The 22,867-nt window shown below is 45.4% G+C and carries 26 protein-coding genes; 21 read left to right on the plus strand and 5 right to left on the minus strand.

Annotated elements, in window-relative coordinates; translation table 11 throughout:
- Positions 1–152: 152 nt before the first annotated feature.
- The 8 genes from NYE35_RS10450 (at position 153) to NYE35_RS10485 (ending at position 5,435) form a co-directional block, all read left to right on the plus strand.
- Positions 153–860, plus strand: coding sequence for a metal ABC transporter ATP-binding protein (locus NYE35_RS10450; RefSeq protein WP_341120909.1), 708 nt, complete (start codon positions 153–155; stop codon positions 858–860).
- On the plus strand, positions 806–1,672 hold the full coding sequence (locus NYE35_RS10455) for a metal ABC transporter permease (RefSeq protein WP_076098466.1): 867 nt from the start codon (positions 806–808) through the stop codon (positions 1,670–1,672). The genes NYE35_RS10450 and NYE35_RS10455 overlap by 55 nt, the downstream gene beginning before the upstream one ends.
- Positions 1,662–2,786 carry a metal ABC transporter substrate-binding protein gene (locus NYE35_RS10460; protein ID WP_076140913.1) on the plus strand — a complete coding sequence of 375 codons (1,125 nt, stop codon included), beginning with the start codon at positions 1,662–1,664 and terminating at the stop codon, positions 2,784–2,786. The genes NYE35_RS10455 and NYE35_RS10460 overlap by 11 nt, the downstream gene beginning before the upstream one ends.
- A 26-nt stretch (positions 2,787–2,812) precedes the next feature.
- Entirely contained in the window at positions 2,813–3,082 is a 270-nt protein-coding gene (rpsN, locus tag NYE35_RS10465) for a 30S ribosomal protein S14 (RefSeq protein WP_038569786.1), read from the plus strand.
- A gap of 149 nt (positions 3,083–3,231) precedes the next feature.
- Positions 3,232–3,666: a DUF6157 family protein gene (locus tag NYE35_RS10470; RefSeq protein ID WP_341120911.1), complete on the plus strand. Its 435-nt coding sequence runs from the start codon at positions 3,232–3,234 to the stop codon at positions 3,664–3,666.
- A complete protein-coding gene (locus tag NYE35_RS10475) occupies positions 3,644–4,414 on the plus strand; it encodes a GNAT family N-acetyltransferase (protein WP_081382350.1) in 771 nt (256 codons plus the stop codon). The genes NYE35_RS10470 and NYE35_RS10475 overlap by 23 nt, the downstream gene beginning before the upstream one ends.
- A gap of 16 nt (positions 4,415–4,430) precedes the next feature.
- Complete coding sequence (locus NYE35_RS10480) at positions 4,431–4,796, plus strand: hypothetical protein (protein WP_038569788.1); 366 nt, start codon at positions 4,431–4,433, stop codon at positions 4,794–4,796.
- Positions 4,797–4,799: 3 nt separating this feature from the next.
- Positions 4,800–5,435: a class I SAM-dependent methyltransferase gene (locus NYE35_RS10485; RefSeq protein ID WP_341120913.1), complete on the plus strand. Its 636-nt coding sequence runs from the start codon at positions 4,800–4,802 to the stop codon at positions 5,433–5,435.
- Positions 5,436–5,547: 112 nt separating this feature from the next.
- On the opposite strand, the gene NYE35_RS10490 is transcribed toward NYE35_RS10485, so the two are convergent.
- Both NYE35_RS10490 and NYE35_RS10495 read right to left on the minus strand, forming a co-directional pair.
- Positions 5,548–6,351: an MBL fold metallo-hydrolase gene (locus NYE35_RS10490; protein WP_341120915.1), complete on the minus strand. Its 804-nt coding sequence runs from the start codon at positions 6,349–6,351 to the stop codon at positions 5,548–5,550.
- A gap of 151 nt (positions 6,352–6,502) precedes the next feature.
- Positions 6,503–7,087, minus strand: a complete 585-nt coding sequence (locus NYE35_RS10495; RefSeq protein ID WP_076098462.1) for a helix-turn-helix domain-containing protein — start codon at positions 7,085–7,087, stop codon at positions 6,503–6,505.
- 164 nt (positions 7,088–7,251) lie between these two features.
- On the opposite strand from NYE35_RS10495, the gene NYE35_RS10500 reads away from it, so the two are divergent.
- The 9 genes from NYE35_RS10500 to NYE35_RS10540 all read left to right on the plus strand — a co-directional run bounded on the left by NYE35_RS10500 (position 7,252) and on the right by NYE35_RS10540 (position 13,140).
- Positions 7,252–7,539 (plus strand): Dabb family protein, encoded by a 288-nt coding sequence (locus NYE35_RS10500; RefSeq protein WP_036689213.1) that lies wholly within the window; start codon positions 7,252–7,254, stop codon positions 7,537–7,539.
- Positions 7,540–7,746: 207 nt separating this feature from the next.
- A complete protein-coding gene (locus tag NYE35_RS10505; RefSeq protein ID WP_076098416.1) occupies positions 7,747–8,187 on the plus strand; it encodes a DUF86 domain-containing protein in 441 nt (146 codons plus the stop codon).
- Positions 8,188–8,245: 58 nt separating this feature from the next.
- On the plus strand, positions 8,246–8,911 hold the full coding sequence (locus NYE35_RS10510; RefSeq protein WP_036689218.1) for a helix-turn-helix transcriptional regulator: 666 nt from the start codon (positions 8,246–8,248) through the stop codon (positions 8,909–8,911).
- Positions 8,912–9,011: 100 nt separating this feature from the next.
- On the plus strand, positions 9,012–9,491 hold the full coding sequence (locus NYE35_RS10515; RefSeq protein WP_076272885.1) for a YtxH domain-containing protein: 480 nt from the start codon (positions 9,012–9,014) through the stop codon (positions 9,489–9,491).
- A gap of 255 nt (positions 9,492–9,746) precedes the next feature.
- Positions 9,747–10,553, plus strand: a complete 807-nt coding sequence (gene racE, locus NYE35_RS10520) for a glutamate racemase (RefSeq protein WP_076272909.1) — start codon at positions 9,747–9,749, stop codon at positions 10,551–10,553.
- Positions 10,554–10,859: 306 nt separating this feature from the next.
- Entirely contained in the window at positions 10,860–12,068 is a 1,209-nt protein-coding gene (locus NYE35_RS10525) for a M14 family metallopeptidase (protein ID WP_341120917.1), read from the plus strand.
- Positions 12,069–12,178: 110 nt separating this feature from the next.
- Complete coding sequence (locus NYE35_RS10530) at positions 12,179–12,430, plus strand: hypothetical protein (RefSeq protein ID WP_341120919.1); 252 nt, start codon at positions 12,179–12,181, stop codon at positions 12,428–12,430.
- Between the two features lie 126 nt (positions 12,431–12,556).
- Positions 12,557–12,859 (plus strand): HesB/IscA family protein, encoded by a 303-nt coding sequence (locus NYE35_RS10535; protein WP_036689223.1) that lies wholly within the window; start codon positions 12,557–12,559, stop codon positions 12,857–12,859.
- 41 nt (positions 12,860–12,900) lie between these two features.
- Positions 12,901–13,140, plus strand: coding sequence for a DUF1450 domain-containing protein (locus tag NYE35_RS10540; RefSeq protein ID WP_036689224.1), 240 nt, complete (start codon positions 12,901–12,903; stop codon positions 13,138–13,140).
- Between the two features lie 497 nt (positions 13,141–13,637).
- Here NYE35_RS10540 and NYE35_RS10545 read toward each other — a convergent pair whose 3' ends face one another.
- Positions 13,638–15,677 (minus strand): LTA synthase family protein, encoded by a 2,040-nt coding sequence (locus NYE35_RS10545; protein ID WP_341120920.1) that lies wholly within the window; start codon positions 15,675–15,677, stop codon positions 13,638–13,640.
- 209 nt (positions 15,678–15,886) lie between these two features.
- On the minus strand, positions 15,887–17,026 hold the full coding sequence (locus NYE35_RS10550; protein WP_036689227.1) for a THUMP domain-containing class I SAM-dependent RNA methyltransferase: 1,140 nt from the start codon (positions 17,024–17,026) through the stop codon (positions 15,887–15,889).
- A 202-nt stretch (positions 17,027–17,228) separates the two neighbouring features.
- Between NYE35_RS10550 and NYE35_RS10555 the strand changes: the two genes are divergently transcribed.
- On the plus strand, positions 17,229–17,858 hold the full coding sequence (locus NYE35_RS10555) for an O-methyltransferase (protein WP_341120922.1): 630 nt from the start codon (positions 17,229–17,231) through the stop codon (positions 17,856–17,858).
- 4 nt (positions 17,859–17,862) lie between these two features.
- Here NYE35_RS10555 and NYE35_RS10560 read toward each other — a convergent pair whose 3' ends face one another.
- The gene (locus NYE35_RS10560; RefSeq protein WP_038569803.1) at positions 17,863–19,083 is read right to left on the minus strand and encodes an MFS transporter; all 1,221 of its coding nucleotides are present in this window, start codon (positions 19,081–19,083) and stop codon (positions 17,863–17,865) included.
- 231 nt (positions 19,084–19,314) lie between these two features.
- Here NYE35_RS10560 and hemE point away from each other — a divergent pair, with 231 nt between their 5' ends.
- From hemE to hemG, 3 genes are read left to right on the plus strand one after another with little or no spacing between them, the layout of a single operon-like run.
- Positions 19,315–20,376 (plus strand): uroporphyrinogen decarboxylase, encoded by a 1,062-nt coding sequence (hemE, locus tag NYE35_RS10565; protein WP_341120924.1) that lies wholly within the window; start codon positions 19,315–19,317, stop codon positions 20,374–20,376.
- Positions 20,377–20,431: 55 nt separating this feature from the next.
- Complete coding sequence (hemH, locus tag NYE35_RS10570) at positions 20,432–21,388, plus strand: ferrochelatase (RefSeq protein WP_341120925.1); 957 nt, start codon at positions 20,432–20,434, stop codon at positions 21,386–21,388.
- Positions 21,385–22,809, plus strand: a complete 1,425-nt coding sequence (gene hemG, locus NYE35_RS10575; protein WP_076107459.1) for a protoporphyrinogen oxidase — start codon at positions 21,385–21,387, stop codon at positions 22,807–22,809. The genes hemH and hemG overlap by 4 nt, the downstream gene beginning before the upstream one ends.
- The last annotated feature ends 58 nt before the right edge of the window (positions 22,810–22,867 follow it).

Below are 22,867 nucleotides of genomic sequence, written 5' to 3' on the forward strand. Positions count from 1 at the left end.
AAAAAGAGGTCTAATAGTTATTATTACGATTAATTTTTAATTTTGGGTTTACAAATCGTAATGATTACGATATTATCAAATTTGTTAAATCGTAATACTTACGATTTAATCCGAGATGGACATAACATCAGTCAGAAGGGAGGCGAGGCACGATGATCCTATCATCCATGCGGAATGTAGTGTTCGGGTATGGGGATGAAGCTGTCCTTGATAACATTTCATTAGATATTCATACCGGACAGTTTATTGGTATAACGGGACCCAATGGAGCTGCTAAGACCACCCTGCTGAAGCTAATGCTCGGCCTGCTTTGTCCATGGAGTGGAACGGTTCAGTTGAATAAAGAGTTATCAGATAACGGAAAGATGGTTATCGGCTATGTTCCACAGCAGGTAGCTTCTTTTAACGCAGGATTCCCAAGTAAGGTGATCGAACTGGTTCGCTCGGGTTGTTATCCAAGGCTGGGATTATTTAGACGCTTTACACCTGAGCAGGACGAGATCGTCGAGCGAAGTTTAAAGCAGGTGGATATGTGGCATTTGCGAGACCGGAAGATAGGAGAACTGTCAGGCGGCCAGAAGCAGCGGATTTGCATCGCTCGAGCATTGGCACAACAGCCGCAGATATTGGTTCTCGATGAACCTACTACGGGAATGGATCTGGACAGTCGCATTGGGTTCTATAAGCTGATGCGCCATGATGTCAGTGAACACGGCCGGACCGTAATCATGGTGACGCATGGCCTGGAAGAGACCAGTTCCTATCTGGATACGTTGATCAGCCTGGAACGAAAGGAGAATGAGGGTTGGCAATGTTTAGTTACGAATTCATGCAACGTGCATTTTGGGCCGGTGGTTTAATTGGCATTATTGGTCCGCTGCTCGGGGTATATCTCATGCTTCGCCGTCAGGTCCTAATGGCGGATACCCTCTCTCATGTTTCGCTTGCAGGAGTAGCACTAGGCTCAATACTTCAGCTTAATCCGGCACTAAGTGGTTTCATGGTGGCGATTCTCGGTGGTATTGTCATCGAACAGCTTCGACGTTCTTATCGTACATATAGCGAGCTTCCGGTAGCTATTATTATGACCTCTGGATTAGCATTGGCAGTTGTACTTATGAGCTTAAAGCAGAATTTAAGTAAAAGCTTCAGTTCCTATCTGTTTGGTTCCATCGTTGCGGTCAGCGACACTCAACTAAAGATTATCGCTGTGGTTGCTGTAATCGGTCTGGTCTATTTTATTGTGTTACGCAGATCTTTATATAATCTGACCTTTGATGAAGAGACCGCTAGTATCAGTGGAGTTCATGTGGGCTGGTTATCATTTTCGTTTGCTGTACTAACTGGAATGACAGTAGCTGCTGCGATGCCAGTTGTTGGAGTGCTGTTAGTCTCAGCGCTTATTGTTTTGCCAGCTTCGATTGCCTTGCGTATAGCGTCTGGTTTCACGACAGCTATATTGATATCAATTGGCGTAGGGTTACTCGGCGTTTTTAGTGGCCTAAGTGCCTCGTATTACATCAATACACCGCCTGGTGGGACGATTGCTCTTATACTGCTATCGTTCTTATTAATCGCAATTTTGGTACAGAAGCTGATCCGACTTAGAAATCGTCGGCGAATTCATAAATCTATTTCCAGAAAAGGAGTTACAACTCTCAATGAAATTTAGAATCCATCATTTAGCCATTTTGTCCCTGTCCGCGTTACTTATTGCCGCAGGTTGCGGTAATAATAATGCCAGTAATTCTTCTACTACTACGAATGCTTCTGGAGCCGCAGAAGCCACAGCCCTTCCAGAGTCATCTAAACTAAATATTAAAGTCAGTTTCTATCCAATTTACGAGTTTACCAAAAATGTGGCAGGAGATCTGGCGGACGTGGAAGCACTCATACCGGCAGGAATCGAACCCCATGATTGGGAACCGACTGCACAAGATATGGCAGAAATCTCAGATGCGGATATGCTGATCTATAATGGCGCAGGAATGGAAGGCTGGGTAGACCAGGTGCTGGAAAGTGTATCTGGCACTCCGTTAATTACTGTAGAAGCGAGCAAGGGTCTGGACATCATGGAAGGCACGGAAGAGGAAGAAGCTGACCACCACCATGAAGAAGGAGAACATGCTCATGAAGAAGGAGAGCATGCTCATGAAGAAGGGGAGCATGCTCATGAAGAAGGAGAACATGCGCATGAAGAAGGAGAACATGCGCATGAAGAAGGAGAACATGCTCATGAAGAGCATTCGCATGATCACGGTGGATTAGATCCGCATGTGTGGCTCAATCCTACACTAGCCATTCAAGAAGTGCGTAACATTGAAGCAGCTTTAGCTGCTGCCGCACCTGAACATGCCGAGGATTTTAAGACAAATGCAGATGCTTATGTAGCTAAGCTGGAGCAACTGGATCAAGAATTTAAGGACGGTCTTAAGGATACTAAACGCAAGGATTTTATCACTCAGCATGCGGCTTTTGGTTACCTTGCCAAGCAGTATGGATTAACTCAGGTCCCGATTGCCGGACTATCTCCGGAGCAGGAGCCTTCTGCCGCAAATATGAGTAAGATTGTGGAGTTTGCGAAAGAGCATAAAGTGAAGACGATTTTCTTCGAGACACTTGTATCCTCCAGTGTGGCAGACACAATAGCAAAAGAGATTGGTGCCAAAGCAGCCGTTCTAAACCCAATTGAAGGATTAACAGAGGAAGATCGCAGTCAAAACCTGGATTATTTAGGAATCATGCGTCAGAACCTGGAAGCCTTGAAGAGTGCATTGAACGAGTAGATTTAAAGGATGGAAGGAGAACGAACATGGCCAAGAAATCTAAAGTTGTAAAAGAATTGAAGAGACAAGCACTAGTCGCCAAATACGCTGTTAAAAGAAAAGAACTAAAGGAACAAGGGGACTATATGGCTTTGCAAAAGCTGCCACGTGATTCCTCCGCAACTCGTCAAAAAAATAGATGCCAAGTGTCTGGCAGACCTCGAGGTTATTTGCGCAAATTTAATGTTTCCCGAATTGTATTCCGCGAATTGGCGCATAAAGGCCAGATTCCGGGTATTACCAAGTCGAGTTGGTAAATGAGAACGGCCAATCCTCCGTAGTTTAGAGGATTGGCCGTTTTTGCTGCTCATCCATCATGGACTTTAGAAAATTCGGCTATGCTAAGAATAGGAAAATGATTTATCATAGAAGGAATATATTTCTATTTAATATGGAGGTGATGCAAATGAGCTATACCGATACTTTTATTCGTGTAGCAGAGGACTGCCCTGAGGAAATCGGAGTTCCTCCGATGTCTTGCCGAACGCTCCCGCCTGCACATGTGATTCAATATGAACTGTTAATTAATGAGCCCTACAAATACAATCATGAAGAACTTCTGTACGAGGTTCATGTGCGCTATAAACAAATTCCACAGGAAGAACGTTTGGCCCGTAAGGAACAAATATGGAACGAGCTATTTTCCAAAAATCATCCTTGTCTAAGGGCTTCACTGCTGCCGAAGCGGTTTGGTTGGGGTGTTCATTATAACGGTGAGGGTAAAATAGCTCTTTATGGCAAAGAGTCTCCCGAATATGACTATTTCACTTCCCAAGAGGAGGGAACTGTGAAATTACTGCCTGCGATGCGTAACAAACGTGCTTCAAGAGGAGAGGAATAAGCTGTATAAATTCATAGAAGAAATCACACTTAATACTTGGCCTGCGGAGCAGAGCGTTCTCCTGCAGGGCTGGATTCTACGTACGGCAGCTGGTTATACAAAAAGGGCCAATTCGGTCAATCCATTATACGGGGCTGACAGCTCTCAGGTTGATCTCGCAGAACAAATCAAGCTTGCGGAGCGGTATTATGAGCATGCTGGACTACAGCCAGTGTTCAAAATAACCCCCTATATCCAGCCGGCAAAGCTTGATGAGATGCTTGCGGATCGCGGTTATACAATTGTCGAGCCTTCATCGGTAAGGCTTCTTGATCTGGGGGGCTTAGCGAGCCCCGATCTGTGTTATACGGTTCAGATGCAGGAGAGCTTGACTGAAGAGTGGCTGCACGCCTTCAGTGAGCTTACCGGGTTGTCTGGCAAGAACCGGGAAACCTTAACTAGAATGTTGTCTGCATCACATTTGCAGCAGGGTTATGTCCTGTTGTTTAATCATGGTGTTCCTGCCGCCTGCGGACTTGGTGTGATTCAGAATGGATACTTGGGTCTGTATGATATTGTCACTTCCCCTGCTCATCGTAGAAAGGGAATGGCGGAACAGCTGCTGCTAGCGTTGCTTAATTGGGGTAGAGCAAAGGGAGCAACAACTTCCTTTCTGCAAGTTGTGCAAGCGAATACGGGGGCTTCAGCCTTGTATGACAAGCTGGGTTTTAAGGAGATTTATCAGTATTGGTATAGAGTGAAAAACTAGCTGAGGAGGGGATGCGGTGAGAAAATTAGGATTAAATCTCCTGATCATTAGTGTGTACTGTTTTCCATTTGTATATTTCGCGATGGATAAAGATTTCAATAATGGTTCAATGGTTGGTTATTTAATGATGATCGTCATAACATCGCTAATAGCTTTTTTGGGAAAATGGTCTAATAATATAATTGCTGTAGTCATTGGGAATATCGCTTCTGCGTTTGTTTCGTATTATTTTATTAGCAAATTGTCAGGAGAAGGCGGTTGGGACGGGACGTTTTTCAAACCACTTGGACCTACAGGATCGTTTTTATTTTTTAGTATGCTAAACCTGATCCCTCAATTCCTTGCGATGAAATTAGCGAATAAATTTAAAAAGAAGGTCTAATCTATGTCCGAATACTGGAGTCGAAGATTTGCTCAGGAAGGCATGATCTGGGGGAGTGAACCTAGTCCTACAGCCCAGGCAGCAAGGGAGATATTTCGGCAATATGACGTGAAATCAGTTTTAGTCCCGGGTGCGGGATACGGAAGAAATACGAAGGTGTTCTCAGATGAGTTTAAGACCTTAGGCGTTGAGTTAAGCGAGGATGCGTTAAGGATGGCGGCAGAATGGGATCCCAAGAGCCATTTTATCTCAGGTTCCGTATTAGATACTATTTCTGAAGTACAGGTTGATGCTGTCTACTGCTATGACGTGTTGCATTTATTTCTCGAAGAGGATCGCCGCAGGCTATTAGCTAATTGTCTGGAACAGCTGCGGCCGGATGGCTTGCTCTATTTTACCAGTTTTTCCGATGAGGATGCGAACAACGGCTGTGGAACACTTTTGGAACCGGGAACCTACGAATACAAAGAGGGAAAATATGCCCATTTTTTTAGTGATGAAGATTTAAGACAACATTTTGCAGGTACGAAAATAATTACGACCGGCTCATGTGTGGAGACTTTATGTGGGCCGCTTGGAAAAAAACATCAATACATACTGAGATATATAGTCGCACGTAAATCTGCACTTAGCAAATAATATAGGGAGGAACTCCCTATAATTTCGTTGAATATCCGTAGAATCGGCTATATCAAATGAATTATAGGGACTTTTTCCCTAGACCTCTGCTCGATGATCAGGAATACCTTATTTACACAAATTTACCTTGACCCGGTAGCGCCATTTCTTTGAAATTTTTGCATAAATGAGCAAGCTGGGTAGACAGCTCCTCACCTTCCATGGGTACTCCATGTCCCGAAAGAACAAGATGTGGATTCAGCAAGGCAAGGGTACGGACTGATTTCTCGGCATCTTCCCAGTCTGTCGTGAAATAAGAGGGTGGGCCATGCACCACCTGATGCTGCGTAGCCACTGCAAATACGGATTCCTGTTTGACCGTAAGGAACGTATCACCAGCGATCAGGACTCTATCCTCAGGCCTGAACAGGGAGATATGCCCGGGACTATGTCCAGGGGTATGGATCCATTCCCAGCCCTTCGCACCAGGGACAGTCCCGTCTTCCGGCAAGGGATGAACGGCTGAACCAAGGTCAATGCCATGATGTGAAAATAAGGGGGAAATCATGCTCATAAGCCCGCCGCCTACGGCCTGATCGGCTGGAGGGTAATCTTCTTTACCTGTCAGAAAAGGTAGTTCTAGCGGATGAGCATATACAGGCACATTCCATTCCTCAACAAGCCTTTTCACACCCCCAATATGGTCAAAATGCCCATGCGTCAGGATAATTGCCACCGGAGGCTTATCATAATGCTCCGTAGCAAAATCAATAATATTGCCTGTATATGAGCTAAGACCAGTATCTACAAGAACCCAATCCGAAGAGGGCTGGCCAATTAATGCGACATTTACAAACATAGTGCGAAGTCCAATGACACGAGGGGCCACATTCCAAGTATCGGTATAGCCCTTTGACAGTATTCCGTTAAGTTTCATCTTGCGCCTCCTGACCCGTTCTTTAGTACTACACAATGTATCTACATACAGTAGTATGACCTCTTTTTAAGAAAAAAAGGTATGGCAAATAACCCTTCTCATGATTTCTTGAAGAAGGGCTGTGTTAAACGTGTTCTGTGAGAGGATTGTATTAGAGCGTTCCGCAGTCTGCAAATAGAATATGGCGTGGAATCCGAAAGAAAGCTTCGGCTTTTTCCTGCAGAGCAGGGGTCGGCAGATGGCTGTTGTGGAGCCATTTCCGAAACGTTCCGGGATGGACGCCTATCCAAATACTTACATCCGTTACTGAGAAATCGTATACCATACAAAGTCCGGTCAGGATTACATTGCTGCGCGGTGAACTGGTAATACTTCTTTTCATAAATCGTGAGGGTGTAGGCTGACATACAATGGGGCTTTGACGAATCAATGCTTCATTGAACAGAATGTGGGGTGGGTACCCCAATAGGCGGCAGGTCTTGTCAATGTTATTGTTGGAAGGGATACGACCTTCGTATACCCAAGCGCTTACACTGCGTGAGGATATACCAAGCTCTTCTGCGAGTCGTGACAGCTTGATATCCTTAGCCATCAATACAGCAAGCAGCACACGGTTTCTAATCTGGCTGCGCTTTGGACGGCGAAATCTTTTGACTCGAACGCCTTGTCCAAGGTATTTGCGATTGATCAGAGACCACGCCTGGATATTATGAGGTTCTTGTTGGTTATTAGGCATAATTCCTCCGATTTTTTAAAAATATACTACAACACTTTCTGGTATATCGGCAATGGTTAATGCTGCTATTTCTGACAACACTGTTTAAGTTTCTTTCAGAACAGCTACGCTTATGATATATTTTTAATATCTAATTACAATATTACATTAGGGAGCGATATAGAATGATCAAACATATTGTGTTTTTCAAATTAAAAGATCGGTCCGAAGAAAGCGTAGCGGCAACGGTAGCGGTATTGCGTAATATGGAAGGCAAGATTCCGCAGCTTCTCTCCATCGAGGTGGGTGCTGACATCATTCATTCCGATCGTTCCTTTGATATTGCTCTAGTCACAGAAGTAGCTTCTCTAGAGGATTTACAGGCGTATCAGGTTCATCCGGCTCATAAAGAAGTTATTGCTCATATTAATGAAGTCAAAGAGCTCTCAATTGCTGTAGATTACGAAATTTAAGCTGCTGCTTGAATATAGTATCATCATTTTATACCGGAAGCGGTGACAGGAATGCGTGAGCTTGAGTATCCAATGGAAGCGTTAACTTATTTAGTCGTTTTTCTCGGAGCATGTTTCGTAATGTTCTTCTGGCTGAAACGCCGTGGCAAACGCGGTAAGTAGAGATTAGGACGATTCTCTAACTATTATCGATATGGGGGTATTGCTGTGTATTATGTCAACCGCAATCAAATCGAAACCATTCTAGCTCAAATCCCTGATATTACCGCTGGTCTTCGGACTGTAGCAGCTTCCTGGGATGGTACAACACTAACCGGACTAATACAGGAACGCAGCCTCCATCTGGCAATAGAGGTTGTAACAGACGTTGGTAGCTGTCTCATTGACGGGTTTATTATGCGTGATGCTGGAAGTTATGAGGATATAATTTCTATTATTCATGAAGAGAAAGTGCTAGGTCAAAGTGAGATTTATGAGAGATTGATAGAATTAGTTTCTCTGCGTAAGCCACTCGTTCAGGATTATTATGCCTGGGAGAGAGGTGATCTGCATCCACTTACCCCCATTCTTTCGGAAGTACTTGAGCAGTTTGCCGTTGAGGTACGGAAATATTTGGACCAGGAGCTTGGAGCCAGTGTACCGCTATAATAGCATAGGATAGAATCACATAGAATAGGCGATAGCCGTGAAAGAGAGGGGTTCCTTTATGATGAAGATGGGGCAGGAAAGCGGATCGACAAGACAAATGATTATGACGCTCCTGAAGACGAAAGGAACACTGACCATCGGCGCGCTGGCAGAAGAATTGGGAATTACAGAGATGGGTGTCCGTCGTCATGTGCTTCAGCTGGAGCAAGAAGGGCTTGCAAAGACAAAAGTGGTCCGGCAAGCGATGGGGCGGCCTTTACATATGTACTCATTAACGGAGAGAGCCGAAGAATATTTTCCAAAAAGTTATCACAACTTGGCTTTGGAGCTTCTGCGTGAATTGGATTACGGCAGTGGACTGGATGCTGTTAATACATTATTTGAAGGCCGCCGCCGCCGGATGCTCGCTCAGTATGCTCCGATGATGGAACGGCGCAATTTGGAAGAACGCGTCGCCGAATTATCTTCCATCCAAAATGCCGGTGGATATATGGCAGAATGGAACCGCGAAGAGGATGGCTCATATGTCATAAGGGAGTACAATTGCCCGATTCGCCAAGTGGCTACCCAGTATCGTAAGGCTTGCCAATGTGAGCATAGTCTTTTCGAAGAACTGCTGGATGCTAAGGTAACACGTAATGAATGTATGGCAGAGGGCGGCCATTGCTGCCGCTACGCTATCGTACCCAAAAATGTTACAGACAAAACTTCTGAAAAGTTATAATAATTAGTCACAAGACAATCCCCTGCTGCTTATGATATAGCAGATATAGGCATTAGCCCGGTAGAGCGGGGAGCAATGAATTTAAAGGAGAGATGAAACGATGAAAAAGGACACCAAAGGTTTATTATGGGGCGCTTTAGTCGGCAGTGTGGTTGGATCGGTGACAGCATTGCTGTTCGCGCCTAAACCAGGTAAAGAGCTGCGCAAGGATATTGCAGAAGGAACTACCGCTGGTATTGAAAAGGTTCAAGAACTTGCCGTTCAAGCGGGAGATAAGAGCATTGAGATTTATGACAAGGCAAAAGATTCGATTGGGCATGTAGTACATGAAGTTCGGGAATGGAGCAAATCATGTGCGAATGCTGTTGATGAAGAAGAAAAAATCACAGTAACTGTCAGCGGCATCGCTACAGAAGAAGCTGTAGAAGCAGTTGACGCTGTAGAAGCTGTTGAAGAGGCTGCTGCCACTTTGGAAGTGGAAACTGAGTTGGTTGAGGCCACTATAAGTGAAGATGTAAGTGAAGAAGCCACCCTTGAAGAAGTCGTTCAAGATGACAAGGTTAATAAAGAAATTCTATAATGGAACCGTGGTTTAAATCCTCTGTTTCAGTGGTAAAAGAGTACTCATTCTCTTATAATAGAGCCGCTTTTTCGCATTGGGCGGAGGGTGGCTTTTTTAATTAGTTTGCACCCGCTTGTTAAATGATGGAAGAAGACTAGTCTTGAACTCAGAGGGCAAAAGGAGTAATATCTGCAATTGGGGCTGAAAGCCAGGTACATTTTGTTTTCACCTTACATAAGCTACACAAAACAAGTAGAAGGAAGCGGTGTGTTCGTGCAGCAAGCTATAGCAATATTAGACTCAGGTGTGGGAGGGTTAACAGTTGTCAAAGAAGTGATGAGGCAACTCCCGCGGGAGAAGATCATTTATTTCGGAGATACTGCCCGAGCTCCGTACGGACCCCGTTCGACCGAGGAAGTACAACTGTTTACTGAACAAATTGTAGATTATTTGATCCAGTTTAATCCTAAAATGATCGTTATCGCTTGTAATACCGCAACAGCTGCGGCACTCGATTATATCTCAGCTAAGGTCTCCATCCCTGTAATTGGGGTGATTCATCCCGGAGCCCGCGCAGCAATTAGCGCAACCAAAAGCGGACATGTCGGCGTGATCGGTACGATAGGAACTATCAACAGCGGAGCTTATACTAACGCATTAAAGCAGTTGTCCCCTTTTGTTGAGGTTGTAAGTCAAGCCTGTCCAGCGCTTGTCCCACTCGTCGAGCAAGGCAAGTTCCGCTCAGAGAAAAGTTACGATATCGTAGAAGAGGCACTAGAAGGCATTAAAGACACTAACATCGATACTTTAATTTTAGGATGCACTCATTATCCATTTCTTGTAGAACCCATTGGTGAGACTATGGGATCGGGAGTCAAGCTGATCAGTTCTGCAGATGAGACCGCTCGTGAGATCAGCACAATTTTATATGATAAAGGCAAGCTGTCCATCGGGGATGAAAGTCCAATTCACCAGTTTTTCTGCAGCGGTGATGCTGAGATGTTTCAAAGCATCGCGCGAGACTGGCTTGGAGAACAAATTAGACGCACCCCAGTAGTGTGGCAAGTATCCACGTTATAAGCAGGAGCAATGTTGAATTGAATAGGGACAAACTCCATGGGAGTGTAAAAGAAAAACAGACTGGGAAAGCACATTTCCCAGTCTGTTTTTTTGAAATATAAGCACTTATATGCTGCGGAACTGTAATATCCTTATTTTTCATGAGAAACGGTTGCCATCTATAAAGGGCGATGACGTTGTTTTTTCTTGTGATTCATTTCTCCTTCATGCCGGGTAGTGGCGCTTGCATACAATAGAGTTAAGTGCTGTATGCCGCTGTTTTTGTATTGCTGTATCAGCAATTTAAGGCCGAGAGGATGAGACCTAATGCGACAATATATTGCAAACAGGGGAGATACCGTAAGCCGAATTGCCGCTCTACATGGATTAACTCCTGAGCATGTTATTCAAGGTAATCCATGGGTTGGGAGACAATCTTATTTATACCCAGGTCAGGTTTTATTTCTGCCATCTTCGCCGCGTAAAAGGTATGCTGTGCAGGAAGGGGACACTCCAGAACGGATAACCTCATTATTTAAGGTGAATTTAGAGGATTTGGAGAAGCTGAATCCTGGTGTGACCTCAGGGCGCTACTGTACACCTGGAAAAATACTTGTCATTCCACCCCCAATTCCAGACCGCGTGGTGTTTCTGCGCGGGGAGTACGGTCCGGCTGAGGTTGAGAGCGACATTGACAGCTTGCTTGTCCAATACCCGTTTATACAAGCAGCCACAATAGGCACGAGCGTGCTCGGCAAGCCGCTCCATGTACTCAAGATCGGGAATGGCACTCGTCATCTGCATGTTAACGCCGCTTTGCATGCCAATGAATGGCTGACTTCGCCATGCTTGATGTCCTTCATAGAGGAGTATGCAGCAGCTTATGCTGAAGGCTTGGAATGGAATGGACACAGTCCTGAGGTTTGGTTCCAAAACTGGACATTATGGGTCGTGCCTATGGCTAATCCAGATGGCGTGGAGCTGGTTCAGGAAGGGGTTTTGCCAGACCATCCGTTTTATGATGACCTCATGAAATGGAATGGTGGACGAAGCAGCTTCCGGCATTGGAAAGCTAACATCCGCGGTGTGGATCTTGGGGATCAATTTCCCGCTCATTGGGAAGAGGAGCGGGAACGTCGGGGAGTAAGGCTGCCCTCACCGCGGGATTACAGCGGCCCTGAGCCGCTGAGTGAGCCAGAAGCAGCCGCTCTGGCTGCCCTGGCTGAGGCAGCGCCTGGCGAAGCTGCAGTGTCTCTGCATAGCCAAGGAGGAGAGATTTATTGGAACTACCGGGGGTATGAACCTCCCGAGAGCCGTGAATTAGCCGCGCAGCTGGCAGTTGCGAGCAGTTACCGGGCAGTGGAGCTGACTGGAAGTGATGCCGGATATAAGGATTGGTTTATTCAGACCTTCCGCAAACCTGGATTTACGGTGGAGCTGGGGATCGGCAAAAATCCGCTGCCACTAGCAGATTTTGAAGATATGGCCTTGGAAACAGGACTTATATTGGCAACGCTCCTTTCTAATGTGAAATAATTATGAAACATTTGCAGTAAACTTGCGTAAAATAAAACATGGGGTATGGCCGCTGTCGTCACTACACGTTATCCGCGGCTGTATCCTTTTTACTTGGGAGGAGGGTCACCATGAAACTGAAAAAAATACTGTCACTAAAACAATGGTCCCATATCTTCAGTAGCTCCTGGCAATACATCCGCTCCCCTAAAGTAGCAATGGGGGACAAGCTGTTATTTACATTTCCAGTACTGCTCTATTGGGTCTTGCCGGACTTCATGCCATTTATTCCGATCGATGATATTGGAGTGACCATGCTGCTAATGGGCTGGTTCGTGTCACGAATGGGGCGGAAATATCCTACACTTCAGCAGGGTGAATAGGATCGCACCACACATTTTCGACAAGAACTTCAGAGCTAATTAGCTAATATAGTTGCTTTTAGATGTCATTTACCTTTAAAATAAGTAATTGAGTATTTAATTTTCGGACTAGGAGATGGAATATAGATGAAGGTCAAAATTACCCGCAATGCGGCTAAAGTGATAAAGAAACAAATGGAGCTTGAAGGAAACAGCGAGTTGAAGCTGCGCGTAGCAATTACACATGCACACGGTGATCATGCTCACTACGGACTGGACTTGGACACGCCTAAAGAGAACGATGTTGTAGTGTCGACAGATAAGGAAATCGATGTTATTCTTGATCCGAGTCAACCACTCCTTGATGGCGTGGTCGTTGATTATTTGTATCTTCCACAAGAAGGTTTTGTCATTACGAATCCCTCTAAAGGTAATCACGGCGATCACTAAACACTCGCCTGTAAATTTCGAACACAAAGAAGGGTTGCTCCATGGCTAACGAAATACAAGTGTGCGATGAATGTAATTTCATGAAGTTGAAAAGTATTATCCCTAAGCTGCAAAAAATGGCACCTGATGCCGAGATCAAGGTTGGCTGCAAGTCGTACTGCGGTCCATGTGGCAAACGGGCTTTTGTTTATGTGAATGGTCGTTATGTGAGTGCTCCAACGGAGGATGAAGTGTTGAAGAAAGCAGAAGCTTTTATCAAACAGCCCTCCGTTCAGAAATAATACTGAGTTCTTATCAACTAAGATAATAGGGTCGATCCCTCTTCATTCTCAGAATAAGTAAAAGTAAACAGAGCAGCGATTCTCCTGTTATTGGAGGATCGCTGCTCTGCGTTTTCTGGCCATTGGCGGCTTACTTCAACGTATGTCTATCATCCCATCATCTCACAGGGGTTACGGACTCAGATGACGTTATTTGCGTGTTTTTAGCTGTTAATGCAAGATTTCGGACCCCAGGGACGCTATTCCTCAGAAAAGAGGCTCATATCGGCGTTTTTCAGGCTAATAGCTGCTCTGGAGTCCGTTAGCATTCCAAATCTCGGATATTGCTGGGTTTAAGGTCAGCTGTGTCCGTTAGTGAGATACTTCGCGTATCTAAGTCGGAAAACCCAACGTGCTTCCAACAACGATCAGGAGTTAGTGTCCAACATAGAGAGGATGTCGCAGCAGCCCTTTTCGATAGTTTTGTGGACAGTCTCTTCATTTACCGGGATATAAGCTTAAGGTGCAGATTGTGTATTCTTAAGCTTTTTGATTCCATCATATTTCATGATATCGTCGGAGATCTGTAGGCGGAGCTTGCTGGTCTCATACCCGATGCTGCACTCCCCTACGTCCACGGCTTCGCGGCTTTCGAGACTATAACAGGTTCCACTGGCAAATTGCCCATTCTCGCTGGGGAGATAAGACAGCTTTGCATCGGCATAGGCGCCGGATCGCAGCGTTACAAGACGCTCATGCCCGCTAAACAGATTATTGCCCATGAGATAATAAGGATCACGTGAGATCCCCAGCAAATGGAGCAAGGAAGGTGTAAGATCCAACTGACCAGCTGGAGCTGAATCTAGGACAGAGGCGTTAGAGCCTGGCAGATGAATGAGCAAGGGAACCTGATGCATTATTTGCTGCATATCGAGTGCGCTAAGGCTTTTGTCGAGAAATTGTTCGTAATAAGCGATCTCCTGGATCGAATTATCATGATCTCCATAGAAAGCAACAATGGTATTATCCCACAGCCCACGCTGCTTCATCTCTTTGACCATTTCCCCTAAAGCTTCATCCGTATAGTGAACAGCCTGCAAATAATCTCCGAAGATCGTGCCCTTGAACTCTCCAGTATCAAGCCCTTGTTTATCTGCAGGGAGAGAATAAGGGTGATGGCTGGATAGTGTAGTCAAAAATGAATAAAAAGGCTGCTGTATCGTTTCTGAAGTGTTCATAATATCGAGGGATTGCCGTAAAAAGGATTTGTCACCCAGAGACCAGCCTAGAGGTTCGTCTATTGTATAGTCTTTTTTGTTATAAAAATGGTCATAACCCATCGCGTTATACATAATCTGCCGATTCCAGAAGCTACCTTCGTACGCATGAAAAGCATTGGTACTGTAGCCCTTTGATTTCAAAATAGCAGGCAGCGTGTCAAACTGATGATCCGGGTAACGGACAAATACCGAGCCGGAGACCAGCGGGTACAGGGAAGCGTTGGACGTGAAATCCGCATCGGAAGTTCGGCCTTGTGAGGTCTGATGGTAGTAGTTACTGAAATAGGTGTTTTCTTTGATTAGAGCGTTCAGATTAGGCGTGATCTCCTGACCGGATATTGAGCGTCCAACTACAAAGTTCATAAAAGCTTCAGCTTGAATAACAACAATGTTGCTTCCGCTGTATTCTCCAAAGCTGTCATTATTGGCACTTTGCTCAGTGTTTTGTTCATTGAACCAGAGCTGCATCGAGGTGGCTTCTTCTTGTGAAAGCTCGGGCTGCGGACCTAGATGATCTTTAGCATATAAGTAAATATCATAACCGTGAAAACCGATTAGTCCGGTTACGTTATACATGGCGAGACTCCACCAGTTGCCAGTGAATAGATCTTTAGCCCAGGTAGTAGCGTAGGTGTGGATAGGTCCAAAGGTCAGCACGCAACCTAGCACCAGAGCAACGATCCCATTCACGCTTCTTTTTAGCGTCCTGCTTAGGCGTGAAGAGCGGCGGGAATAACCGGTTTGAGAATAAGAGTGAGATTGCCCATAACGGCGAGGGACGGCATTAGACAAGTATGTATGGGATTTGCGGCGGTATAATCCTACGCCGATTCCGTATGCAATAAGAAATAGCCAGTCAGCGAACAAATAAAGATCGGAAGGACGCAGTAGGGCGAAGATACTTCCACCAAGCGCATCCATCTGTCCAGCCTGAAACAATACGGGTACCGTGATAAAATCCTGAAAATAACGATAGTAGACGATATCCGAATAAATAAGCAGCGTCAGAAGCAAGTTTATACTTAACAACGTTATCGTCTGTCCCCGGCGGGGAAGCCACAGGGTCCAAAAAGACAATAACATGACTGAACCTACAGCGATCCATTTGTCCTGCTGGTTCATATCTATATTGGGAGCATGCAGCCCACTATGCAGAAATAATAACTTGGCCAGCATGATGCCAAGAAAAAGGAGATAACCGATATATCGGGAGCGAATCACAGAAGCTATTGTACTTGTTACGGTTGTGCTGCTCCGACTTGATGGAAAAACTGACATTTTGAAGCCTCCTAGCACAGAAAATAAATAAAACGAGAAGAAACAACGTTGTTGTCTTTTTTAGATGACAAACGTTTCTCTTAGAAATATAAGAGCGTAAAGGATGGGTGTTAAACTAAAACTGTCTTATACTCGGAGAAAAACGGACACCCTCCTCATACGATACGAGGTAGATGTCCGTTCTGCATTCAAACCAATGGTGATCCTAATTATTTCGGATTTCTAGGTGGAAGTGGACCCAAGTATTGATAATATTGACACTCGATACGTCCGTTATACAGTTTGCGGCGTTTGTCTGCCTTACGACCGTAAAATTGTTCGAATTCCTTGTAAGGGCTAATCGCAAAAAATGACCATGTTGGCAGATATATCATCATTTCACCAAACTGGCGGGTCAGCTTCTCCACTTCTTTGTCATTACTGATCCGTTCACCATATGGAGGGTTGGTGATGATACAACCATATTCTCCTTCAGGTCTTGCTTTGGCGGCAGCCATCACTTTGAAGGTGATTTCTCCGGACAGTCCAGCACTCTTGGCGGCGGCTTCAGCAATTTCAATTGCTTCTGGATCGATGTCCGTACCCGTTAATTGCAAAGGATAATCGTCGCGCACAGCATCGAAAGCTTCTTCGCGAGCCTCTTCCCAAAGATGTTTCGGAATGACTGGCCAATGTTCAGATGGAAATGAGCGGCGTAGTCCTGGTGCAATATTCCAAGCGATCATGGCGGCTTCAATTAACAGTGTTCCCGAACCACAACATGGATCGAACAGCGGCCGATGGCCATTCCAGCGGCTAAGCTGGATTAGTGCAGCAGCCATTGTTTCCTTCAGTGGAGCCTCTGTTGCATGTCTGCGGTAACCACGTTTGTGAAGTGCGGGTCCTGTGGTATCTAATGTGATCAAAGCGATGTCATTTAATAAAATCACTTCGATCACATATCGAGGACCGTTCTCCGGGAACCAGTCTGTATGATACGAAAGCTTCAGCTTCTCGACGATGGCTTTTTTGACAATCCCTTGGCAAGCGGGTACACTCGTTAGTTGTGATTTATGGGACCGTCCTTCAACCGGGAATTCTCCATTCTCTGGAATCCAGTCTTCCCAAGGCAAAGCTTTAACCCCTTCGAATAACTCGTCAAAGGTTTTAGCAGGGAATTGGCCCATTTTAACCAATACGCGGTCAGATGTACGCAGCCACAAGTTACAGCGACAGATATCGATGTAATCACCGCTGAATAATACTCGTCCGTTCTCGACCTTGGTCTCATAACCCAGTTCGTTTAATTCGCGCGCTACCACAGCTTCTAAACCCATAGGGGCAGTAGCGATTAATTGTAATTTGCTCAAATACTCTCAACTCCGTTTAACTTGTAGATAAATACAAAAAGCCAGTACAATAAGAAGAGACGACATTGTCGTCCTTTAAAGCATCCATACAAGTATAGGGGAATGTGGGACACTTCACAATGCCCGGCATTCCATAAATCATAAAATGTTCCCCGTCATCCCTTACTATGAGCAAACGGGGGATCCTCAAAGGAGAATCTTTATGCTTACGCAAGAAGAATACAGTGAACAACTTTATACAGAGGACGAAATTCTGCTTCAAGTAAAAGAAGCAATTGTCCAAGCAGGCATGCCGCCGGTGTCTGTCGAGCCGGGGTACGGAAGACTGCTCACCATGCTAGTTAGACTGTCTCGCTCTAAGCGTATTTTGGAAATTGGCGCACTTGGCGGTTACAGCGGAATTTGCTTGTCCCGCGGTTTCTCTGAAGGTGGCACACTGACTTCGCTAGAGCTGAGAGCCGACTATGCCGAGCTTGCCCGACGTAATTTAGAGCTGGCAGGCTTCAGCGATACTACGGAGTATAGAATAGGACCCGCAATGGACAGCCTGATGGCACTGGAAGCAGAGGGCGCTAGGTTCGATTTCTTTTTCATTGACGCAGATAAGTTGAACTACACTAACTACTTGGAATATGCCATCAAGCTGGCCAATCCAGGAGCGATCATTGCGGGTGATAATATTTTTCTCCGTGGACGGACCTTAAATACAGATAGAAATGGTCCTGCCATCCTGGCTGTGCGCCACTTCAATGAGATGATCGCCACGGATGAACGTCTTATCAGTACATGTCTGCCTGCCTATGATGGATTGGCGCTAGCGATGGTGAAATAGCTGATTAGCGAAATAACCGCGGTGTTGTTACTTTGTACAGCTTCAATCGAACCCAAATCGTATTAACCAGCAGCAAGCAGCCGGATATAATGAAAAGCCCCTCAATTCCGATGTAACCTGATAGAAAGCCGCCCAAGATAGCTCCCAGCATATTGCCTAGCGCCAATGTACTGCTGTTGAAGCCGAATGCGCGGCTTTCTTTTCCGTCAGGGGTATAGGAGCGGATAAGCGCATTAACGCTGGGCAACAGTCCACCCATGAAGACTCCCATTAGGAAACGGACTATAATCAGCTGCCAGACACTAGTTACGAATGCCTGCGGAATTAGGAATAGTGAAGCGCCAATTAACGCATAGGTCAGAATACGATGTGCGCCGACTTTGTCACTTAGCTTACCAAGCAAGGGAGAAGCCAGCATATTGGAGATCCCTGTAACGGCACTGACCATTCCGGCCAAGAAGGCTATATTCTCGGCGGGTCCATTTAATTTTTCTACATAAAGTGGCAACAAGGCCATAGGACTAATCATTGCAAATTGCAGCAGAAAGGTTACACCGAATAGAGCTGGCAGCTGAGGGATTTTGATTAATTCCTTCAAACCTGCGAGTACAGAAACCTGCGGTTCCTGTGCAGCTTCGGCGCGGTCGAATTTTTCCTTAACAAGAAATAATGCCAGGAGAGAGGCGATAAAGAGCAAGGCCCCAACGACATAAAAAATCGGCCGAAATCCGATTAAATCGGCAAGTAAGCCACCAATCAGTGGCCCTAGAATTGTTCCTGCTACAGATCCTGATTGCATTAATCCCATGGAGAAGCCCATACGTTCTTTGGGGGTAGTACCTGACACCAGTGCGATGGAGGCGGGATTGAAGCCAGAGATTGTACCGTTTAAGAGACGGAGCAGGAGCAGCTGTAAAGGGGATTGTGCGAAGCCCATTAATACCATGACAATAGCCATCCCAAAGCTGGAACGCAGCAACATGATCTTACGGCCATACTTGTCTGCAAGCTTGCCCCATAATGGCTGGAATATGAAAGAGGTTAAGAAGTTTGCGGCAAAAATAAGTCCCGCCCAGATTCCAATTTCATGTTCACCCTGGACACCAAGATCCTTCGCAAGGTACAAGGTCAGGAAGGGTGTAATCATTGTCATTCCAGCATTCACCAAAAATTGCCCGAACCAAAGCACTAAGAGGTTGACCTTCCAGGTCTCCCATTTCTTCATAGTGCTTTCACATCCTTTCAAAGAATTTCAGAGAATATATGATTCACGGAAAAAATGCCATTTTATCAGTATATCATTTTTTGCAGCTTAATGTGTGCAACACATGTCATAGTAATGTCATAGGATTGTCATTCCAAACTCTTCGTATTAGTTGTTACAAGCTTTTAAAAAGGGCATAATAGTAGATATGCCGATTAAAAAAATCTAATAAAATATAATGGAGATCTTATCATGACCTACAATGACACTTTTATCCGCGCCTGTAGAAAGCAGGACACGGAGCACGTTCCCGTATGGTACATGCGGCAGGCCGGCCGTTATGATCCCGAGTACCGTAAAATCAAGGAAAAGTATTCATTGCTTGAAATCTGCAAGCAGCCTGAGCTGGCAGCGGAAATAACCATGATGCCCGTTCGCAAGCTGGGTGTGGATGCGGCCATTTTGTATTCCGACATTATGAATCCAGTTGCTTCAATCGGAGTGAAATTCGATATCGTTAAGGATATCGGTCCAGTAATTGAGAATCCGATCCGTAGTGCAGCTGATGTGGAGAGACTAAAACCGATTGATGTAGAGGGTGATCTTAGCCACATTTTGGAAACGATTGCTATTTTGGATAAGGAACTGGACGTTCCTTTGATTACTTTTGCAGGCGCGCCGTTTACAATTGCCAGCTATTTGATCGAAGGTAGACCTTCCAAGGGGTATATCCGTACGAAAGAGCTAATGTACAGTGAACCCCGTGTCTGGGAAATGCTGATGGACAAGCTGGGCGATATGATTATCACTTACCTCCGAAGCCATGTACGGAGTGGAGGCAAAGCCTTCCAATTGTTCGACAGTTGGGTTGGTGCGCTTGCTCCACGCGATTTTGAAACGTATGTGCTGCCGACGGTTTCTCGTATTTTTTCCGAATTATCTGATCTTGATGTACCGAAAATATACTTTCCTGGTGTGAGCTCTGGAGAATTGCTGCCAAGTCTTACGAAGCTTCAAGCAGACGTAATCGGGCTGGATTGGCGTGTTAGCTTGACTGAAGGCCGACGCAGAACAGGCAATAAATTTGCGATTCAAGGAAATCTTGATCCATATTTGCTTACAGCTCCGATGGACCTTTTGAAGGAACGCGCGAAAGAACTGATCGATGAAGGTGTGCTTGAGCCAGGTTATATCTTCAATCTGGGCCATGGATTATTCCCGGAGGCTTCATTAGATAAACTTAGAGAATTGACGGAGTATATTCACACTTATTCTCAGGAAGTATTACAAGAAACGGCTAAGCAACGTTCGTAAAAAATATAAGAATTTATATGTTCCACGCTATTAAATTGTAAAGGGGACGGAATCCGTGACAGTAAAAATAGGTGTTCTCGTCATGTCGTATGGCACTCCTAAGAGCCTAGAAGATGTTAAAGCTTATTACACGCATATTAGACGGGGGTATCCGCCAACAGCGGAGCAGCTTAAAGAGTTAACCGACCGTTATGAAGCAATCGTCGGGGGGGTATTCCCACTGCGGGAGAATACAGACCGGCAAGTAGAAGCTTTACAAGCAGCATTAAATGCGGATAAAGCGGGAGCAGATGTTGAATTTGTCTGCTATCAAGGCTTGAAGCATGCCAGTCCCTTTATTGAGGACGGCGTTGAGGCTATGGCGAAGGATGGCATTACTCAAGCAGTGGGTATTGTTTTGGCGCCACACTATTCCAGTATGAGTGTGGGGAGCTACATCAAGCGTGCACAGGAAAAGGCTGATGCATGCAAGATTGACATGGGTTTTGTAGAGAGTTACCATATGCATCCTGAATTGATCGATGTGTTAAGCCAAAGAGTGTCGGCGAAGCTGGATCAATATATTGAAGCAGGTGCGACCCGTGATGAGATTCGCGTATTATTCAGCGCTCATAGTCTTCCAGAACGTATTCTGGCTATGGGTGATCCATATCGGGATCAGCTGCTGGAAACTTCGCAAGCAATTGCAGCTCAGGCAGGCGTAACCAACTGGCAGTTTACTTGGCAAAGTGCTGGTCGCACAGCTGAACCGTGGCTCGGTCCGGATATTCTGGACACGCTGCAACAGCTTAGTAAAGAACAGGTGGAATACGTATTGGTGGCCCCTATCGGATTCGTATCCGATCATTTAGAGGTACTGTACGATCTCGACATAGAGGCAACAGCCGTAGCTTCGGAGCTTGATATGCGTCTTATGCGGATCGACTCACTGAATAGTGATCCCGCATATATGTCTGTATTGAGCGATGTAATTCGTAAACGACTGGAGCAGATGAAGGCCGCTCAATCATGATTGGCCCCACAAGAAAAATTGTTATCATAGGCGGAGGGCTGAGCGGACTCAGCGCCGCCTTTTATATTCGTAAATTTTATAAAGAAGCGGGTATTAAGCCTGATATAGTCTTGCTTGAGAAAGAGAAAAATCTCGGTGGAAAGATTGAAACCTTACATCGCGATGGTTTTGTGATTGAAAAGGGCCCAGATTCATTTCTAGCGGAAAGGGCGGAGATGTGCGAGCTGGCTAAGGAATTGGAATTGGATCACGAGCTGGTATCCTCCAACCCTCTTGCTAAGAAGCGATATATCTTGCAGCGGGACAAGCTTAATCCTCTGCCAACCGGTCTTGTACTCGGTATCCCTACCGAACTGAAACCTTTTTTATCAAGTGGGTTAGTTTCGTTTGGGGGCAAAATACGTGCGATGATGGATTTTATTCTTCCTCCGCGGCGTAATGATGAGGACGAATCGCTTGGTGAGCTTATTGCGCGACGTCTAGGATCTGAAGTGCTGGAGAATTTAACTGAGCCGCTCCTTTCTGGCATGTACGGCGGAGATATACAAAAGATTAGCCTGCAAGCTACATTTCCGCAATTTGGAGAATTAGAGCAGCAGTATGGGAGCCTTATTCGTGGAATGCGCACAGGGCGAAAGAATAAAAAGGCACAGGAAGGTACTACACAGAGTACCTTCCTCACGTTCCGCAAAGGGCTGCAAAGTCTCGTGCATAGTCTGATTTATGAGCTGCATGATGTAGAACAACGGACGGAGTCTAACGTAGTTTCTATTCAGGCTGCTGGGAGTCCTTCTATCTATGAGGTAGAGCTGGAGAATGGCGAACGGTTGCTTGCGGATGATGTATATATCACTGCGCCTAATTTTTCGGCTGCTGACTTACTTCGTCCCCATATGGATGTTACAGCGCTGGAAGCGGTGGATTATGTTTCAGTAGCGAATCTAGTCATGGCTTTTAACAAAAAGGATATTGTTAACGAATATGATGGATCGGGTTTTTTTGTGCCTCGTAAAGAAGGGCGAAATATTACTGCCTGCACATGGACATCTACGAAATGGCCGCATACGGCTCCTGATGATAAGGTGCTTTTACGCTGTTATGTGGGTCGTTCTGATGATGAACAGAATGTTCAGCTGCCTGATGAGGCTTTGACGGAGCTTGTACTTAAAGATTTGCGAGAGATCATGGGCATTACTGCGAATCCAATATTTACGGAAATCACCCGCTTAGAGCATTCCATGCCGCAGTATCCTATAGGACATCTTGATAATATTACCGAATTCCGCAAAGAATTAGCAGCTTCGCTTCCTGGTGTGTATGTCATTGGCGCCGGATTTAATGGCATAGCAATGCCGGATTGCATCAAGCAGTCCAAGCTTATTGCGGAAAGCGTTGCTAAACAGCTAATGAATGAAATGTGAGTACGATGACTAAATAAAACAGTGAAGCAAAGCATGAGGCGCTTCACTGTTTTTCTTT

Source organism: Paenibacillus sp. FSL L8-0494 (genome assembly GCF_038003695.1).
GTDB lineage: Bacteria > Bacillota > Bacilli > Paenibacillales > Paenibacillaceae > Paenibacillus_AQ > Paenibacillus_AQ odorifer.